The organism is Acinetobacter thutiue (assembly GCF_030385805.1).
In the GTDB taxonomy this organism is placed as follows: Bacteria; Pseudomonadota; Gammaproteobacteria; order Pseudomonadales; family Moraxellaceae; genus Acinetobacter; species Acinetobacter corruptisaponis.
In genome coordinates this window covers 14,383-31,248 of record NZ_JAUDZE010000001.1, presented here as the reverse complement: position 1 = coordinate 31,248, position 16,866 = coordinate 14,383, and the positions used below count along the sequence as shown (strand labels likewise).

The 16,866-nt window shown below is 43.4% G+C and carries 21 protein-coding genes; 14 read left to right on the top strand and 7 right to left on the bottom strand.

Features of this window, described 5'->3' with window-relative positions; genetic code table 11:
- Nucleotide 1: 1 nt before the first annotated feature.
- Complete coding sequence (gene pabC, locus QTA56_RS00175; RefSeq protein WP_267978954.1) at nt 2-814, bottom strand: aminodeoxychorismate lyase; 813 nt, start codon at nt 812-814, stop codon at nt 2-4.
- A gap of 251 nt (nt 815-1,065) precedes the next feature.
- On the opposite strand from pabC, the gene QTA56_RS00170 reads away from it, so the two are divergent.
- From QTA56_RS00170 to QTA56_RS00145, 6 genes are all read left to right on the top strand, one after another.
- Entirely contained in the window at nt 1,066-2,073 is a 1,008-nt protein-coding gene (locus QTA56_RS00170; RefSeq protein WP_267978953.1) for a sulfate ABC transporter substrate-binding protein, read from the top strand.
- A gap of 155 nt (nt 2,074-2,228) precedes the next feature.
- Nucleotides 2,229-2,831, top strand: a complete 603-nt coding sequence (locus QTA56_RS00165) for an RBBP9/YdeN family alpha/beta hydrolase (protein ID WP_267978952.1) — start codon at nt 2,229-2,231, stop codon at nt 2,829-2,831.
- An 84-nt stretch (nt 2,832-2,915) separates the two neighbouring features.
- A complete protein-coding gene (gene cysT / locus QTA56_RS00160) occupies nt 2,916-3,749 on the top strand; it encodes a sulfate ABC transporter permease subunit CysT (protein ID WP_004676888.1) in 834 nt (277 codons plus the stop codon).
- Nucleotides 3,746-4,630 carry a sulfate ABC transporter permease subunit CysW gene (gene cysW / locus QTA56_RS00155; RefSeq protein ID WP_262450360.1) on the top strand — a complete coding sequence of 295 codons (885 nt, stop codon included), beginning with the start codon at nt 3,746-3,748 and terminating at the stop codon, nt 4,628-4,630. Before cysT ends, cysW begins: the two co-directional genes overlap by 4 nt.
- 11 nt (nt 4,631-4,641) lie before the next feature.
- The gene (locus QTA56_RS00150; RefSeq protein WP_267978951.1) at nt 4,642-5,712 is read left to right on the top strand and encodes a sulfate/molybdate ABC transporter ATP-binding protein; all 1,071 of its coding nucleotides are present in this window, start codon (nt 4,642-4,644) and stop codon (nt 5,710-5,712) included.
- Between the two features lie 75 nt (nt 5,713-5,787).
- Nucleotides 5,788-6,711, top strand: coding sequence for a CysB family HTH-type transcriptional regulator (locus QTA56_RS00145; protein ID WP_267978950.1), 924 nt, complete (start codon nt 5,788-5,790; stop codon nt 6,709-6,711).
- Between the two features lie 59 nt (nt 6,712-6,770).
- On the opposite strand, the gene QTA56_RS00140 is transcribed toward QTA56_RS00145, so the two are convergent.
- The 3 genes from QTA56_RS00140 to carO all read right to left on the bottom strand — a co-directional run bounded on the left by QTA56_RS00140 (nt 6,771) and on the right by carO (nt 10,074).
- Entirely contained in the window at nt 6,771-7,925 is a 1,155-nt protein-coding gene (locus QTA56_RS00140) for a fatty acid desaturase family protein (protein WP_267978949.1), read from the bottom strand.
- Nucleotides 7,926-7,936: 11 nt separating this feature from the next.
- Nucleotides 7,937-9,064, bottom strand: a complete 1,128-nt coding sequence (locus QTA56_RS00135) for a ferredoxin reductase (RefSeq protein WP_267978948.1) — start codon at nt 9,062-9,064, stop codon at nt 7,937-7,939.
- A gap of 275 nt (nt 9,065-9,339) precedes the next feature.
- Nucleotides 9,340-10,074 carry an ornithine uptake porin CarO gene (gene carO / locus QTA56_RS00130; protein ID WP_267978947.1) on the bottom strand — a complete coding sequence of 245 codons (735 nt, stop codon included), beginning with the start codon at nt 10,072-10,074 and terminating at the stop codon, nt 9,340-9,342.
- A gap of 290 nt (nt 10,075-10,364) precedes the next feature.
- Here carO and dapD point away from each other — a divergent pair, with 290 nt between their 5' ends.
- From dapD to QTA56_RS00090, 8 genes are all read left to right on the top strand, one after another.
- Nucleotides 10,365-11,186 carry a 2,3,4,5-tetrahydropyridine-2,6-dicarboxylate N-succinyltransferase gene (dapD, locus tag QTA56_RS00125; RefSeq protein ID WP_267978946.1) on the top strand — a complete coding sequence of 274 codons (822 nt, stop codon included), beginning with the start codon at nt 10,365-10,367 and terminating at the stop codon, nt 11,184-11,186.
- Between the two features lie 86 nt (nt 11,187-11,272).
- A complete protein-coding gene (queE, locus tag QTA56_RS00120) occupies nt 11,273-11,983 on the top strand; it encodes a 7-carboxy-7-deazaguanine synthase QueE (RefSeq protein ID WP_267978945.1) in 711 nt (236 codons plus the stop codon).
- A gap of 71 nt (nt 11,984-12,054) precedes the next feature.
- A complete protein-coding gene (gene queC, locus QTA56_RS00115; RefSeq protein ID WP_267980003.1) occupies nt 12,055-12,723 on the top strand; it encodes a 7-cyano-7-deazaguanine synthase QueC in 669 nt (222 codons plus the stop codon).
- A 30-nt stretch (nt 12,724-12,753) separates the two neighbouring features.
- Nucleotides 12,754-13,173: a hypothetical protein gene (locus tag QTA56_RS00110; protein WP_267978944.1), complete on the top strand. Its 420-nt coding sequence runs from the start codon at nt 12,754-12,756 to the stop codon at nt 13,171-13,173.
- A gap of 93 nt (nt 13,174-13,266) precedes the next feature.
- Nucleotides 13,267-13,953 carry a Dph6-related ATP pyrophosphatase gene (locus QTA56_RS00105; RefSeq protein WP_267978943.1) on the top strand — a complete coding sequence of 229 codons (687 nt, stop codon included), beginning with the start codon at nt 13,267-13,269 and terminating at the stop codon, nt 13,951-13,953.
- Between the two features lie 19 nt (nt 13,954-13,972).
- Nucleotides 13,973-14,437, top strand: coding sequence for a peroxiredoxin (locus QTA56_RS00100; protein ID WP_267978942.1), 465 nt, complete (start codon nt 13,973-13,975; stop codon nt 14,435-14,437).
- 113 nt (nt 14,438-14,550) lie between these two features.
- Nucleotides 14,551-15,120, top strand: a complete 570-nt coding sequence (locus QTA56_RS00095; RefSeq protein WP_267978941.1) for a CAP domain-containing protein — start codon at nt 14,551-14,553, stop codon at nt 15,118-15,120.
- Between the two features lie 11 nt (nt 15,121-15,131).
- The gene (locus tag QTA56_RS00090) at nt 15,132-15,494 is read left to right on the top strand and encodes a glyoxalase superfamily protein (protein WP_267978940.1); all 363 of its coding nucleotides are present in this window, start codon (nt 15,132-15,134) and stop codon (nt 15,492-15,494) included.
- A 42-nt stretch (nt 15,495-15,536) separates the two neighbouring features.
- On the opposite strand, the gene QTA56_RS00085 is transcribed toward QTA56_RS00090, so the two are convergent.
- From QTA56_RS00085 to gstA, 3 genes are read right to left on the bottom strand one after another with little or no spacing between them, the layout of a single operon-like run.
- Nucleotides 15,537-15,917 (bottom strand): nuclear transport factor 2 family protein, encoded by a 381-nt coding sequence (locus QTA56_RS00085; RefSeq protein WP_267978939.1) that lies wholly within the window; start codon nt 15,915-15,917, stop codon nt 15,537-15,539.
- 5 nt (nt 15,918-15,922) lie between these two features.
- Entirely contained in the window at nt 15,923-16,150 is a 228-nt protein-coding gene (locus QTA56_RS00080) for a tautomerase family protein (protein ID WP_267978938.1), read from the bottom strand.
- 43 nt (nt 16,151-16,193) lie between these two features.
- The gene (gene gstA / locus QTA56_RS00075; RefSeq protein WP_267978937.1) at nt 16,194-16,796 is read right to left on the bottom strand and encodes a glutathione transferase GstA; all 603 of its coding nucleotides are present in this window, start codon (nt 16,794-16,796) and stop codon (nt 16,194-16,196) included.
- Nucleotides 16,797-16,866 lie beyond the last annotated feature (70 nt).

The window sequence follows — 16,866 nt, the reverse complement described above, 5'->3', positions numbered from 1 at the left end:
ATTAATCAATCTGGTTCAGTTTTAAAGTTTTAAATAAATCAAGGCAGGGTTGTTGCTCTAAAGCCCGATCATGAAATCGAACAACCGCTTTCATCGGGTGCAAGGCATTACAGAAAAACAGGCTTTGAATCTGCCCAAGCTCATCTATTCCAATATAACGTTGCTCACATTCAATCTGTGATTGCTGCATCCGCGACAGGATGGTTGCCCGCATGACACCGTGGACGCCATTATAGCGAAGTTCTGGCGTAATCCACCGTCCATTTATACGAATAAAACAATTACTGCTCACGCCTTCAACGATATAGCCCTGTACATCACTGACCAATGCCTCAAGCCAACCCTGCTGGTCTGCTTCCTGTTTCAATAGCACCTGTTCCAAACGGTTCAGGGTTTTTAAGCCCACCAGATTCGGCATGGTCAGGCCCAAGGCCCGATTTAGCATTCCACTGGCAATCCATTCAGGCTGGAAAGCCTGCAATGTGGCTGGATAATACCAAAGGTAAATATCGGCGGGATGTAAAGGCAAGCTATAGCCACGGTTTCCCTCTCCACGACTAATCACGATCTTTAAGGTGCCATTTAAGCTTGAATGCTGTTGTTGCAACTGCTCCATTGATTTTTCAATTTGAGATAAATCAGCATCCAGACTCAGGCTCTGGCAAGCCCGTTTTAAACGTGCAAAGTGCAATTCTTTTAGTTCAAAATTTCCTTGAAAAATACGTGCTGTGGTAAAGCATCCATCTCCATAGTGAAATGCCCGATCAAGTAAAGGGATGGAATCAATGAATTGTCCATTTTTATAGCACTGCATGATTCAAACACCTTTCAATCCAAATATCCCGCATGATTAACAACAAATAACTCTTTGATTTTAAATAATTATAACAATTTAAGGATTGGAATAAAAATTTATTATTTATCAATAATTCAGCATAGCTTATCTATTTTATGCAATTGCATTTTTTTCATATCAAATTCTTTTTTAATTATTTTTTTTGCAAAAAAACTAGCGTTATGCTGCATCCATATTCCAAATCAAGATTTAGTTTCAAGGGGTTTTTCATGCGTTTATCTCAGTTAAAAGTTGGTGTCATTGCCGCATTACTCTCAGTGTCTTCTTTCGCGGCACAAGAGTTTTTAAATGTTTCCTACGACCCAACTCGTGAGCTTTATACCGATTTCAACAAACAATTCGGGGCTTTCTGGAAACAGCGTACTGGTCAGGACATTGACTTCAAACAATCTCATGGTGGTTCAGGCAAACAGGCTCGTGCCGTGATTGATGGCTTAAATGCCGACGTGGTGACACTTGCTCTTGCAGCGGATATTGATGAAATTGCCGAAAATGCAAAACTGCTTCCAGCAGACTGGCAGAAGAAACTGCCAAACAACTCAACACCTTATACCTCAACCATCGTTTTCCTTGTGCGTAAAGACAACCCAAAACAGATTAAGGACTGGGGTGATCTGGTTAAGCCAGGTGTAGAAATCATTACCCCAAACCCTAAAACTTCAGGTGGTGCGCGCTGGAACTATTTAGCAGCGTGGGCTTGGGCAAAACACCAGAAAGGTGGTAATGATGCCAAGGCACAGGAATTCGTACGCCAGATTTATAAACAAACCAAGGTGCTTGACTCAGGCGCCCGTGGTTCAACCACGACCTTTGCTGAACGTGGAATCGGTGACGTGTTGTTGGCTTGGGAAAATGAAGCGTTCCTTGCCGTACGTGAGCAGCCAGGCAAGTTTGAGATTGTGACTCCATCTCTTTCAATTCTTGCTGAGCCACCTGTGGCAGTGGTTGAGAAAAATGCCGAGAAGAAAGGCAACCTGCAAATTGCCCGTGGTTACCTGAACTATCTCTATTCACCAGCAGGTCAGGAAATTGCAGCGCGTAACTTCTACCGTCCGCGTAATGCAGACACATTGAAGAAATACAGCAATGTATTTAAGCCGCTCAAACTTGTCACCATTGATAAAGAGTTTGGTGGCTGGACCAAGGTACAAAAAACCCACTTTGACAACGGCGGTATTTTTGACCAGATCGTTAAGACCAATAGTACAGGCAAATAGAATCCCTCCCTCTTGCGGAACTATAATCGTTCCTCATCCCTCCTAAAAGGAGGGAAACTTCCCACGAATACAAAGACTTACTCATATTCGTGATATTCCCTCTCTTATTAGGAGAGGGCTAGGGAGAGGTTAAGAAAATTTAAAGGAGAATAGACATGGTTCATACAGTCATTGTTCCTGGTGTTGGTGGCAGTGAAGCACAACATTGGCAGTCGTGGTTACAACAGCAACTCGTGTCTAGTTCTCGTGTGCAGCAAAAATACTGGGACCGACCAGTATTAAATGAATGGGTTGCCCAGTTTGTCAAAACAGTTGCAGCAATTAAATCGCCTGTGCAAATCGTTGCACACAGCTTTGGTTGCCTGACCAGTGTTGCGGCACTTGCCGAACATCCTGAACTCAGGGCAAAAGTAAAAAACCTGATTCTGGTGGCACCTGCCAACCCTGCCCGTTTTGGTGAAAGTGGCTTTGCCCGTCATAGCCTGACGGACTACAAGCAATATTTTCATCAACTCAGCATTGATGTGCCAACCACTTTATTGATTAGTGAAAATGATCCGTGGCTGGGTTATGTCGATGCGTTACAGCTTGCACAGGCATGGAAACTTGCCCCAATCAATTTAGGCCAGGTTGGCCATATCAATGTGGCATCTGGGTTTGGTCCTTTTCCTGAAATCCTCAATTACATGCTGCCCGAAAAAAAGATGCAGCCTGTAAACCGAATGAGTCAGGCAAATTTTAACCTGAAATTTGCCTAAGCTCAGCTCTTCATACTTTTGGTTTTCGCGTTATTTATTTGCTTACTGGCCTTTAGCAAGCATCTCTCATCTTGAGGAAATATCATGTCGCAGCGTTCCCGAGTGCTGCCTGGGTTTGGTCTCTCTTTAGGCTTTACCCTCGCTTACGTGTCTTTCATTGTGCTTATTCCTTTATCTGCTGTGTTTATCAAATCCTTTGGGATTGGATGGGACGGATTATGGGAAATCTTAACTTCTGAACGAATCTTGAAGTCTCTACAACTGAGCTTTAGTGCGGCCTTGATTGCCGCCACAGTCAATGTGATTTTTGGCTTATTACTGGCATGGTGCTTGGTACGTTATAGCTTTCCAGGCAAAAGAATTGTCGACGCACTGGTTGATCTTCCTTTTGCATTACCGACTGCGGTTGCAGGCATTGCCCTCACCTCACTGTATGCAAAAAATGGCTGGATTGGACAATATCTTGAACCTTTAGGCATTCATGTGGCCTATACCCCGCTAGGTATTACCCTTGCCTTGATCTTTATTGGCCTGCCTTTTGTGGTGCGTACCGTACAACCCGTACTCAGTGACATTGAAACGGAACTGGAAGAAGCGGCTTCTGCACTGGGCGCAAATCGCTGGCAAACCATTAGCAAAGTGATTCTGCCGATTTTATTCCCTGCATTACTGACAGGTTTTGCACTGGCATTTGCCCGTGGTGTTGGTGAGTATGGTTCAGTTATTTTCATCGCAGGAAATATGCCGTATAAGACCGAGATTGCACCATTGATGATTATTTCCCGTCTGGAAGAATATGATTATGCAGGTGCAACCACCATTGCCGTGGTGATGCTGGTTCTCTCCTTTGCGATCCTATTTTTAATTAACTTATTACAGGCATGGGCAAGCCGTCGCACAGGGAGAGTTGCACAATGAGCTTAAATAACAATAGCAATGCCTTGGCACTCAAGTTGCAGGCCCGCGATGCAACCCGTGAACCGACCTGGGTACGTTATACGCTGATCACAGTGGCAATGATTTTCTTCCTAAGCTGCCTAATTTTGCCGCTGATTCTGGTGTTTGTAGAAGCATTTAAACAAGGGATTGAAGTGTATATCAATGCCTTGACCGATTCAGATACCCTGTCTGCGGTGAAGCTGACTTTATTAACCGCTGCGATTGCCGTTCCAATCAATGTGGTATTCGGGGTTGCCGCGGCATGGGCGGTGGCTAAATTCCAGTTCCGTGGCAAGGCCATCCTCACCACCATTATTGATATGCCGTTTTCGGTTTCCCCTGTCATTGCAGGTTTAATGCTGGTGCTGATTTTTGGTACACAAGGCTGGATTGGTGGCTGGTTAATGGATCATGACATCAAGATTCTGTATGCAGTTCCTGCGATTGTATTGGCGACCATTTTTATTACCGTTCCTTTTGTTGCCCGCGAGTTAATCCCACTGATGGAAGCTCAAGGTACAGAGGAAGAAGAAGCTGCGATTGTTTTGGGTGCTTCAGGTTGGCAAACCTTTTGGAAAGTAACCCTGCCAAATATTAAATGGGGTCTGATTTACGGTGTGATTCTATGTAATGCCCGTGCAATGGGTGAGTTTGGTGCGGTATCGGTGGTGTCAGGACATATTCGTGGTCAGACCAATACCTTACCGCTACATGTTGAGATTCTTTATAACGAATATACCTTTAGTGCTGCATTTGCTGTGTCTTCATTACTGGCATTTTTAGCGATCATTACCCTGATTTTGAAAACATGGTTAGAAATCCGTCAAGACCAAGCCAATGAACACCAGCCAAATACATAAGGAATGAACACATGAGTATTCAAGTTAAAAATATTGAAAAACACTTTGGTGCATTCCATGCGCTAAAAAACATCTCTCTGGACTTTCCTGAGGGTGAGTTGGTTGCGTTGCTTGGTCCATCTGGCTGCGGAAAAACCACACTGTTACGTATCATTGCAGGACTTGAATCTGCGGATGGCGGTCAGGTCTTACTTGAAGGTGAAGATGCCACCAACATTCATGTACGTGAGCGTCAGGTCGGCTTTGTATTCCAGCACTATGCCCTGTTCCGCCACATGACTGTATTTGACAATATTGCCTTTGGCCTACGTGTTCGCCCACGTGCCACCCGTCCAACAGAAGCTGAAATTAAAAAACGTGTGACTCGCTTATTGGACTTGGTGCAATTGGGTTTTCTGGCAGACCGTTATCCTGCCCAGCTTTCTGGTGGTCAACGTCAACGTATTGCTTTGGCTCGTGCCTTGGCAGTTGAACCACGTGTCTTGTTACTGGATGAACCGTTTGGCGCACTGGATGCCAAAGTGCGTAAGGAACTTCGTCGCTGGTTGCGTACCCTACATGATGAGCTGCATATCACCTCAATCTTTGTCACCCATGATCAGGAAGAGGCGCTGGAAGTTGCTGATCAAATCATTGTGATGAACAAAGGTGATGTTGAGCAAATCGGTTCACCACGTGAAGTATATGAAAAACCAGCCACACCATTCGTGTTTGATTTCCTGGGTCAGGCAAACCGCTTTGAGGGTGAGCATACAGGCGGTATCATTCGCCTCGGTGATGACCGTATTCAGTTACCGACTGCTATTGATGCACCGCAAGGAAAAGTGATCGCCTTTGCACGACCAAATGAACTGCATATTCATGCACAACCCCAACCAAATACCATTGAGGCAACGTTCCTACGTGAAGTCTGGATTGCAGGTAAAGTCATTGCTGAATTACAAGATCGCAGTGGACGTAACATCGAAATTTTATTAAGTGTAGAAGAAGCGAATTTACATCAATTCAAGCCAAATCAAACCGTTTGGATTAGTGCGACTCAACTTCATTTATTTGCAGACCAAACAACGCAAGTGGCTTAAAATAATATATGGAGGAACACTAAACTTCCTTACTGAACTTTAGTTGTTCCCCACCTCTTATGTGGAAAAATATTTATGAACTTTCAACAACTCAGAATTATTCGGGAAACTGTTCGTCAAAACTTTAATTTAACCGAAGCGTCTGCGGCACTTTATACCTCCCAGTCAGGTGTCAGTAAACACATTAAAGATCTTGAAGATGAACTCGGCGTACAACTTTTTGTCCGTAAAGGTAAACGTTTGCTGGGGCTGACTGAACCAGGCCAGTCATTGTTGAGTATTGTTGAACGGATGCTGGTCGATGCAGACAATATCAAGCGTCTTGCCGATGACTTTAACAAGGTGGATGAAGGAACACTGACCATTGCCACCACCCATACTCAGGCACGTTATGTACTTCCACCGATTGTGAATCAATTCAAGAAATTATTTCCAAAGGTTCACTTGGTCTTACAACAGGCCAGTCCAGTAGAAATTGCAGAAATGCTACTTCAGGGCGAGGCGGATATTGGCATCGCAACGGAATCATTAACCACAGAGGAAAATCTTGCAAGCGTGCCTTATTATGAATGGCATCACAGCATCATTACGCCTAAAGATCACCCATTAGCCAAATTGGACAAAATTAGCCTTGAAGTCTTGGCGGAATATCCGTTGATTACCTATCATGGTGGTTTTACAGGCCGTTCCAAGATTGACAAGGCCTTTGAAGATGCGCAACTGCATGCTGACATTGTGATGTCTGCACTTGATGCCGATGTCATCAAGACCTATGTTGAACTGAATATGGGCGTAGGGATTGTCAATGATGTCGCCTATGATGCTGAGCGGGATTATCGTCTACAACAGATCAAAACCGATATTTTTGGTGCTAATACCACATGGATTGCTGTACGCAAAGGACATTTGCTTCGTGGTTATGGTTATGAGTTTATTTCCTTATGCTCACCTGAAACCGATATCAGGGCGCTTAAAAAAGTTGCCTATCCTGATGAATAATCAAAAGCCTATTCAACTTACACTGAATAGGCTTTTAAATTACAAGATTATGGTTTTATTCATGAATTAGGAAACGCCAAACGAATGTTATTCCACCATGTTGTGCCAAACTGCCGTGTCAGGGAACCTCTGTTATAGGGAATCCCATAGCGTGCAGCCAATGCCTCAACACGGGGCGACACTTCTGGATAACGGTTGCTACACATATCAGGGAAAATATGATGCTCAATCTGATGGCTTAAATTTCCCGACATAATATGGAACAGTTTACCGCCCTCAATGTTGGCTGAACCGAGCATTTGACGTAAATACCATCTTGCTCGTGTTTCTCCCTCAACCTGCTCCAGGGTAAAGGTATGAACCCCTGCTGGAAAATGTCCACAGAAAATAATCACAAAGGCCCAGACATTACGAATGATATTGGCAATCGCATTTGCACCAGCCACCAGCCCAAACACCAAGAACGGTGAGGCAGGCACATAAAAAGAAATTGGGATACTGACCAGCATGGCTGCCAGAGGCCACATCAGATAATCTTTAATCACCTGCCCACGAACTTTACGGCCAATGTGCCGAAACATCGGAAGTGTTTCTTTCCATGTTTTCTTGCCTTTCAGTGTGTCATCAATGACCTGTTCATGCAGGGCTACACCCTCCTCAAACAGCAGCATCAACAAAATAAACCAAAGGGGTTGCAATAAAAAAGAGGGTTTCCACGGCTGCATCGGTGTCACCCGCAAAATGCCATACCCCACATCCAAATCTTTTTCCAATACATTGGTCCAGGTATGATGTACCACATTATGCGAGTTCATCCAACGATCAGACGGGCTCATGTTATCCCATTCCCAAGTATTGGACTGAATTTCGGGGTCTTTCATCCAGTCCCACTGGGCATGCATCACATTATGGCCAATTTCCATATTTTCCAGAATTTTGGCACACCCCAGCATAAATGTACCAATTGCCATAATGCCTAATGCGATTCCCCATGACGCTAGGGCATGCCCCCACGCTGGAATAAAAAACAGGCCTGCATAAATAATGATCCGTCCAATCACCGCCATAGTGCGTTGGGTACGAATCACCTTGAGAATATAGGCACGGTCTTTCTCTCCCCGACTGTCCATGACTTCGTTATAAATGGCATCCATTTCACGACCGAACTCTTCAATCTGGGCATCAGTAAGATTTACAGGAAGTTTATGTGTCATATCATCCGCTCCTATTGATTCAGTTCACAATCGCCAGCCGCTGCACAAACACAGGTTTGTACAATGCTGCCTGCTTCATTAATAATCTTGCCTGTACGCAAATCACGCACACAACCTGAAACCAGCGTAGTATTACAAGTATGGCAAATACCCATTCGACAGCCATGCGGTGGATTCATGCCTGCATCTTCGGCAACACGTAATAATGGAGTCTGATGATCGGCCTGTACCGCAATATCACTTTGGGCAAAACGCACCAGACCACCCACCGCATCTTTAGGTACTTCTGCAAATGCGGCACGGAAGCGTTCAGTATGCGCATAGCGGGAACGCCCAGCCTGTTCAAGCAACTGTTCAACCGCATCCAGCAAGGCTGGTGGACCACAGGCATAGACTTCCCGCTCACGCCAGTCAGGGCAAAGTCGGGACAGTTGCTCTTCATTAAAATAGCATTGACGGCGTTTTTCCTGTTCATCCCCCAATGCATGGGTATGCACTTCGTGTAAGGTGTAACGTGGATATTGTTGCGCCAACTGCCGTAATTCCTGCCCAAAAATCATGTCAAACTCATGTGGGGCATAATGAATATGTACACTATCAGGCAAACGCTCCCGTGCAATCAAACTGGTGATCATACTTCTGGCTGGAGTAATGCCACTGCCTGCGGTAATAAATAGAGGTTTTACAGGTTGCGCATCGGGCAGATAAAAATCTCCCTGTGGCAAACCAATCGGCAAATAATCTCCAACCTTTAAATTACGCACGATATGGCGTGAGATCCTTCCATCCGCAATAGCTTTTACCGTAATGGTAAAACATCCATCCTGCTCTTCCCGTTCAGGTGAGGAAGATATGGTATAGGTTCGGGTATAGTGCATTCCCTCAACAGGAATACCGACCCGAACATGCTGACCAGCACGGTGACCACGCCAATTTAGACCAGGTTTTAAGGTAATGGTACGGGCATCTTTGGTCTCATCCCATACACGCTCAATCCTTGCCTGTAATTTATGGGTTGACCAGAGTGGATTCACCAACTCAAGGTAATGAGAGGTTCTCAGTGGAAAAGCAAATAAATCGGTGATGACTGCAACTTTTGACCATAATGAAGTTGTGGCTGTTCCGTTGGATGGCTGCATATTATCTTATCCTTATCGTATTATATTGAATTTCATCCTGATTCATTTTTATTTTATAAACTTTCTGGAATTGTTCTCCTTTATTTCATGATGCTGTTGTTTTGATCATTAAACAAAATGAATAGCACAATCAAGAGCTTTTTATAATCACAGCTCAACAATAGATAAGTGGTAGCTTTTTCAAAGATGGAAAAGCTTGGATATACTTGAATATTGCAATAAAACGGACATAAAAAAACGAGCATTACGCTCGTTTTTTTATAACAACTAAAGTATTAGAAACGGAAACTTACACCAAGTTTAGCAGCAGGCAACCATTCATAAGTACCTTTGTTCTCAATTTTGCGTTCTTCAGCGCGAATTGCCTGACCTAATGTACGTCCATCATCACCAACTAATGCCAATGAGGCTGCGTCAGCATTTAAACTAACAGTTGGGTTACCTGTATAATAAGCTCCCAACTCTCCAAATACACCCCAACGGTTAGTAATTGCAGGAGAGAAGCCGACACCTACATAAGGTACGATATCATTTTTGTATTTCATCGTACCGTTAATTTGAGTAGTGCCTAGAGGGTTTGCGAAACGTGCGCCATCAACCTTAAATGAAGCATTTTGTCCCGCACGACGCTCCAAACCATAATCATTGTCAAGGTAAGATACACCAGTTGCAACATAGAACCAATTTGCCCAAGGACGAATCTCAGCGTTTAAATAAACGTTGTTGTTATCCATATCAAGGTCATACTTTGAACCATTAATCTTGAGATCATCTGACCATGAGATATCACCACCGTTATAACCCAGTGTTACACCCACATGTGGATTGGCATTGTAGGAAATTGCTCCACCATAACCTGTTGTACCAACTTCAGCACGAACAGATGCTGGTTTCAAGAAAGAGAAAGTTGCTACACCCTCATCTGTCACAATACGCTCATCAGCCGCAAAAGTTGTTCCAGCGATTGCAGTTAAAATACCAGCACTTAAAAGAATACGTACAGCTTTCATTGAAGTCTCCTCAAAAAAACGCTTTTATTTAAATATAATTGTTACCGTGGTTTTATATTAAAATAATGATTCATATCTTTTTATACAGAAACTGATTACTTTTTGTTATTTTTTGATACAAATTCAGGATAATTGTGTATTCCCAAATAATGAATAAAAAACAACTAAATCCGCTTTCATTACCGTTTTATTTCATATTTTAAAAACAAATTATTGTAACTATTTTTTTCAAAGATTCTTGTAGCAAATTAGTGTAAAATCTTCAAAATTTTTTTGGAAGAAGGAAGATCATGTCTCAGCTTTCTACGATCATTGAGCAAGCATTTGAAGACCGTGCCAACTATAGCGCAGCGGACTGCCCTACTGAAATTCGTCAGGCTGTAGAAGAAGCATTGGCAGGTTTGGACAATGGCACACTTCGTGTTGCTGAAAAAATCGATGGTGAGTGGGTTGTTCACCAATGGTTAAAAAAAGCCGTTTTACTTTCATTCAAACTGAATGACAACCAGCCAATCGAAGCATGTGACCTACAGTTCTATGACAAGGTGGCAACCAAATACTCAGGTTGGACTGAAGAGCAGTTTAAAGCGGCTGGCGTGCGTGTTGTACCACCTGCGGTTGCTCGTCGTGGCAGCTTCCAGGCAAAAAATGTGGTGTTGATGCCATCTTATGTCAACATTGGTGCGTATGTGGATGAGGGTACAATGGTGGATACATGGGCTACTGTAGGTTCATGTGCACAGATCGGTAAGAATGTTCACCTGTCAGGTGGTGTGGGTATTGGTGGTGTGTTAGAACCATTACAGGCGAATCCAACCATCATTGAAGACAACTGCTTCATCGGTGCCCGTTCTGAAATCGTTGAAGGCGTGATTGTTGGTGAAGGTTCTGTGATTTCAATGGGCGTTTTCATTGGTCAGTCCACCAAGATTTATGACCGTGAAACTGGCGAGATCCATTATGGCCGAGTACCAGCAGGTTCTGTGGTTGTTGCGGGCAGTCTGCCATCTAAGTGTGGTACCTACAGCCTTTATGCCGCGATTATCGTGAAGAAAGTGGATGCAAAAACACGTGCAAAAACCAGCTTGAATGACTTGTTACGCGCTGACTAAGCAACTCTAACCCCGTTATTCTTCGTCTCTACAACCAGTCATGGTTGTAGAGATTTTGTTCTTTTATATGGTGTGGTTCTGAATCTATGGCTTCCTTACGTTCTTCTGCAATTCCTGTCTCCGATCCTGCGGCTGGTTTACGCATTACCGAGATTTTTTATTCCTTGCAAGGCGAAGCGAACACTTTTGGTTTACCTACCGTTTTTATTCGTCTGACAGGTTGCCCGTTACGTTGCAGTTATTGTGATACTACCTATTCGTTTGAGGGTGGCGAACGTCTGTCACTTGAACACATCATTGAAACAGCAAGCCAACATAAAACTCCTTATATCTGTGTCACAGGTGGTGAGCCACTTGCACAGCCGAATTGCTTAATTCTATTACAGCGCCTGTGTGACCTGGGTTTTCAGGTATCCCTTGAAACCAGCGGTGCGTTAGATGTTTCAAAGGTAGACCCACGTGTTTCCAAAGTGCTGGATTTAAAGACACCGACATCAAAAGAAGACCATCGTAATTTATTAACCAATCTTGACTATTTAACCCAGCACGACCAAATTAAGTTTGTGATTTGTAATCGTGAGGATTATGAATGGTCGAAGCAACAATTGATCAATTTTCAATTGCAGGATAAGGTCAGTACCGTTTGGTTCTCCCCTGCCTTTGCCGTTGAAAAAGGTGCTGTTGTCCTGCCTGCTTTTGCGCGTGACCTGGCACAGTGGATTTTAGATGACCATCTCCCTGTTCGCTTCCAGCTACAGTTGCATAAACTGTTGTGGAATGATGAATCTGGTCGCTAAACAGTTCAAACTCGGTTCATTTTCGAACTTGCTTTCATTAAATATATTTAGGTTGAATCATGGAAAATAATATGCGTTCCCGCGCCATCGTATTATTGTCTGGTGGCTTAGACTCAACAACTTGTCTCGCCTGGGCACAAGCACGCTATGAATGTATTGCCATTAGTTTTATGTATGGACAGCGCTCCACCACAGAACTTGATGCAGCCAGGGCATTGACTCAGCGTGCGGGTGTTGAGCACCGTGTCATTAATATTGATCTTGGAAATTTAGGTGGCTCGGCACTTACAGACCATAACATTGATGTGCCAGAACAATTACAGGAAGGTATTCCTGTAACTTATGTTCCTGCACGTAACACAATTTTCCTGTCCTATGCACTTGCCGCCGCTGAGGTTTTTGATGCCGAAGCCATCGTGATTGGAGTCAATGCCGTTGATTATTCAGGATATCCTGACTGTCGTCCTGAGTTTATTGATGCATTTGCCAATCTTGCGCGTTTGGCAACAAAAGCGGGTGTGGAAGGAAAACCCCTTAAAATTGAAACACCTTTGTTACATTTATCCAAAGCGAATATTATACGCTTAGGTATCGAACATGGCGTAGACTATAGTCAAACGGTATCCTGCTATCAGGCAGATGCTCAAGGACGTGCGTGTGGCAAATGCGACAGTTGCCGTTTACGTCAACAAGGTTTTATCGAAGCAGGTATTGCGGATCCTACACGTTATACCGAATAGACGATATAGGGTTATAATTAGGTACAATATATGAAGTTTTTTAAATCAAATCTTATTCTTTCCACAATGATGTCAGCGGCTGCCCTACTTGCAACGGCAACCCATGCTGCGGATGAGAATCCACTCCAAGCTGCGTATAAAAGTACCAATGTCAAATCTGCATTGATCAACGTCTGTAAAGACCAGACCACAAAGGGTGGAAAACTGACTGCGGCAGAAGTCAGCAAATTCTGTTCTTGTAATATTGAAGCACAGGGCAAAGTAACTGAAGCACAGAAATGGGAAATTCAAAGTGCAATCAATGCCAAGAAAAGCCCAAGCTCCCTTGCCTTTGTACAGCAACAGAATAAGGATTTACAGGCTTGCCTAGGTGCACCGCTTGTTACCAAGCTAGAAAAGTTGACTGAGGAAGCAATGAAAGCTGCCCAACAACAGGCACCTAAAAAATAATCCTGCGCTGTTGTAAACAAGGCCTGCATTGATGCAGGCTTTTTTATAAGTTCTGTTAAAATTTCCTTTATCTCTAATAAGTTGAACAATACCATGCAGGACCAATGGAAAACCAATGCCCACCACAGCCAATGTATTGTTTCCTTTAGTGGTGGCAAGGACAGTTCCCTCGCCTTGTATCATGCCCTGCAAACAGGCAAGGTCATTGGACTGATTGTCATGCTGGAAGAACAGGGTCAGCGCTCCCGTTCACATGCCATGCCACTTGATATTATCCAAGCACAAGCTGACTCAATTGGTTTGCCTGTTTTTATGGCCTCCTCAAGTTGGGTAGATTATGAAAGCAAGTTCATAGAGTTACTCCGTCAGGCCAAACAACAAGGGGCTGAGGTACTGGTCACAGGGGACCTGGATATGCCCCAGCATGGTTGCTGGCATGATCGCGTTACCCAACAAGTCGGACTAAAACTGGGTATGCCGCTATGGCTACGCCCTCACCGTAAGGTGGTTGAAGAGTTTATCAATCTTGGCTTCCGTAGCGTGATTGTCACTGTAAACCTAAAACTGGGCATGCAAGTTGAGGATTTAGGCAAAATCCTGACACTGGAATACATTCAGGAACTTGAGCATCGTGGCATTGATCCTTGCGGTGAGGGTGGAGAATTCCATACCACTGTGATTGACGGGCCAATTTTTAACAAAGCTATTCCTGTACGTCAGGGAAATATTGTTTATCATGAAGAATATGCTTTTTTACCCCTTGAATTAGATCAAATTTAGCTTTGGCAAAGGATACAAAATGTCTGAACAAATCCAGTTACCCAATCAAACCTTTCCAGCCACTCAGGGCGAAATCAACCTAGCCGAACTCACAAATGAATGGCTGGTATTATATTTTTACCCAAAAGACTCAACCCCTGGCTGTACAATCCAGGCGGTTGGCTTTTCCTGCCTAAAAGACCAGTTTGATGCATTGAACTGTAAAATCATTGGTATATCCCGTGATTCGGTCAAGGCACATCAGAACTTTACCGAAAAACAAGCACTGACCATTGACCTGATTAGCGATAAGGAAGAAGTGCTTTGTAAACACTTCGATGTGATTAAGGAAAAAAATATGTATGGCAAACAGGTGATGGGTATTGAACGCTCTACCTTTATTTTCCATAACAAACAACTGGTTAAAAGCTATAGAAAAGTAAAGGCGGCGGGACATGCCGAACAGGTGCTTGAAGATTTAAAAACACTGCAAGCAGCTTCGTAAACCTAGGTAACAAAAGGCAAGTTTCACTTGCTTTTTTGTTGCGGCAAATTGCTCCTGTCTTTGAGCTTGGCGTATGATGAAAATATTCAAATAATTCAACCAAAGGCATCCAAATGAGTCAGTTCAAGGTATTTATCTCGTTGCCTTTTTATCTTTTTATCTCAGCATGTGGGGTGAGTTCAACCACGATGCCGCAGGACATTGCTGCGTCCATTCCCCAAATTCAAAAACCCGCCCTGGAAATAAGCTGTCAGGACTTACAGAATCCTGCGTATCAGCAGGTCATCATGAATGCGATTAATGAAATTCGGCAACATCCCCGTCAATGTGGGCAACAATATTTTGCCGCTGTGGCACCGCTGACATGGAATAGCGGTCTGCATAGGAGTTCTCTTGCCCATGCACAGGATATGGCGGAACATAATTTTCTAGGCCATACCAGTAGTACAGGCTTGAATTTAAGGTCACGTCTTCAACTGTATCAGGTTAAAACGCGCGGTGGCGGTGAGAATGTGGCACGCGGCCAAAAGAATCTGGATGAAGTCATGGCAACCTGGGTCAGCAGCCCTGTGCATTGCAGCAACCTGATGCAGTCAAAATTTACCGATTACGCAGTTGCCTGTAGCTTTGATCAGTCAGAAAAACCCAAGGCATACTGGGTACAACAATTTGGTGTTCGTTAAGAGGAAGCATGATGCAGTCTGGTACAATTACCCCTATCTTTCGGATCTTTGATCTTGAGTTGGCCAACAGTTTCTATCTGGAATATCTAGGTTTCCAGATCGACTGGCAGCACAGGTTTGGAGACAACTTTCCTTTATACCTACAGGTTTCCAAAGGCGACTGTATCATTCACCTTTCAGAGCATTTTGGTGATGCCAGTCCGCATAGTGCCATCCGTATTTATTGGGAAGACCTCGCCTCTCTACATGCTGAACTGACTAAAAGTGATTATAAGTTTGCCAAGCCTCAAATTGAAAAAACAGACTGGGAAACTCTGGAACTGAGCATCACCGATCCATTTTCAAACCGAATCACCTTTTGGGAAGATGCTTAAGTCACATAAACCCAAGCAACTTCCTTTTTAATCTTGAAAGATTCAGGATGACAGAGTTTCATAATGAAAAACTTTGGTGATAATTTTCCATTGCTGCCGTTCATATATCAGTGTTAATGCATCATAAAAGTATTTCGGTTGGATAGCGCACTCAACATGCACTATCGCCAATTGATTATGAATCAGGTTGATTGAGACAATTGTATCCTGTCTTAACTCATTTTTAGATGCGGGTGAAACACGTTTTTCCACAATTGCAAAATATGATTCCATATCCATTTTCAGGAGAGGATCATCGTTTGCATTGATATAAACTGCATCAGGATGAAACACATCTTGCAGTTGATTCACATCACAAAAATATAAACCATCAAAATATTTCTGGAGTTGCGAATGAATATCTAAAATTGTGTCTTTAACCATCTTTGTCACCCAATTCCATCGCCTACTTTTATGCTCTGTTTCTGTCTTAGCAGGGATACCGATTCGCCCGCTACGCCCCAATTATCTGTATCCACTTCATCAATCACCACAAATGTGGTTGCAGGATCTTTGTCCAACACCCGAACCACAAGCTCTGTTGCCTCTTTAATCAGTTGCTGCTTTTGCTGTACTGAAACATTCTCTTTCGTCACTTGAATCAGGATATAAGGCATGGTTTTCTTCTCCTCTGGTATTATTTTATTAAGATAGATGTTTCTAAGCAGCTTCGGCTGCAAGCGCTTCTTGTACAGTGTGTCGGTTGGCAACTTGCTGCATAAATCTGGTCAAATGAATAAAATGTTCCAGCTCCAGGCCAATAAAACCAGCCCATCGCGTTACGACAAACAGGTAAATATCCGCAATGGTGAAATCATTTCCAGTTAAATAGTCTTGCCCAGCCAATTGCTGATCCACACATTCATAGTGCTTATTTAAGATTTCGCTAAATACAGCTTTGCTCTGCTCACCATACGATTCATGGAAAAATGGTGAATATGCCTTATGAATTTCTGAAGCAATAAAGTTCATCCATGCCAGCACTTGATAACGTTGCGGTGTATTGATTTCAGCCAACAAATCTCTTCGACCAGCCTGATCAACCAGAAACTGGCTGATGACAGCACCCTCAGTTAAAAATGAACCATCACCAAGCTGCAACAAAGGCACCTGTCCTTTTGGATTAAACTGATAAAAATCCTCGCCCAACGCAGTCAGATGCTGCTGTAAATCCACCTTGATCAACTCAAAGGAAATTCCAAGTTCTCTTAAAACAATATGGGGGGCTAAAGAACAGGCATCTGGTGAATAAAATAGTTTCATATAATCGCTCCATCACAAGGTATGCAGCCATCTTATTATTTACATTTATGTGCTTAAATAGCATATAACT